At 45.7% G+C, this 1,098-nt stretch carries 1 protein-coding gene and 1 pseudogene; both read left to right on the plus strand.

The window, feature by feature from the left end; all coding sequences use genetic code 11:
• Positions 1-552: pseudogene (locus tag BG32_RS15640) on the plus strand (transglutaminase-like domain-containing protein); the annotation flags it as partial.
• 94 nt (positions 553-646) lie between these two features.
• The gene (locus BG32_RS11695) at positions 647-1,087 is read left to right on the plus strand and encodes a hypothetical protein (RefSeq protein WP_121526864.1); all 441 of its coding nucleotides are present in this window, start codon (positions 647-649) and stop codon (positions 1,085-1,087) included.
• The last annotated feature ends 11 nt before the right edge of the window (positions 1,088-1,098 follow it).

Raw genomic sequence — 1,098 nt, forward strand, 5'->3', positions numbered from 1 at the left:
GGAAGGATCGTCGGAGAAGAGAAAAACCCATATCTTCAGGCCAGACTTCTTTTCGATTATGTCGTAGAGAATATCTACTACAGTCCAATTGCCCAAGCTTCTCTAGAGGCGGAAGGTATTCCAGAAAGCCTTTTTGCTATGGAACACGGATATGGAGATTATGGAGTGCAATCAATTTTTCTGCCGCTCAAATGGAATACCGGCGAGAAAACCCGGGGGTTCACCTCTCTTTTCCGGGCTGAATTTCACCTCCCCAATTACGGCTGGATTCAAGAAGATACGTCAGTAGGACAGGGTGTAATGTACTCTGTCGGTGTAACTGAGGAAGAGAGCAGAGTCTACGGGGATTTCTACTTTGGGAACCTCGATCCGCTGAGAATGGTCGTTCAGAATTCAGTCGACACGACACCAGAAGAAAGACCGAAGGAAGTTCAGCCTCTGGAAAAGGTAATGCAGTTCCCATTTTTCGAGAGCAAATTCGGAAATGAAAACCTTGGAGTTGGCGATCTGATAACCGACATTTTTACGATGAGAGCTCTCCCGATGAGATAAAACATACAACGCCTTCAAGTGGTATTCTGATATCATTGGCCTAGACTAGATTAAAGTCTTATGCCCGTTGGATATTAGAAAAGAGGTGGAGACTATGAAAAAGGGCATTTTTCTCGCCGTAGTCGGAGCGGCAATGATTATAGCTGGTTTGTTCCTGCCGATAGTACGCTTCCCAGGAGGAGGCGAAGCAACCTATTTCAACGGCGGAGATCTATATGGCGCACTAACAATGGCAATTGCTATCTTTGCGGGTATCATGGGAATCGTGAAAATGAGATCTTTGGTCTTTCTTTCCGGACTTGCTTCGATTGGCGTTGTAGTAGCGAGGTTGATTACCGTGATTAGGGACCTTCCCGACGAGAATTCTTTGAGAACACAGTTTAAAGAGCTTATTCAGAGCAATGTTCCTGGTAGTTCTGGAGAGGAAATAGCGAATATCATCGGTGGACCGCAACTTCACTGGCTTGGTTGGACAGTACTTCTTGCGGGAGGTGTTGTGGTTCTCTTCGCCGCCTTTATCTCTTCAAAAGAATAATGGGCTTATCT

Origin of the sequence: Mesotoga sp. HF07.pep.5.2.highcov (assembly GCF_003666285.1) — a bacterium.
Classification (GTDB): domain Bacteria; phylum Thermotogota; class Thermotogae; order Petrotogales; family Kosmotogaceae; genus Mesotoga; species Mesotoga prima.

Coding starts and splice junctions, on each gene's coding strand:
- BG32_RS11695 (WP_121526864.1), top strand. CDS start 647: ATGAAAAAGGGCATTTTTCTCGCCGTAGTCGGAGCGGCAATGATTATA.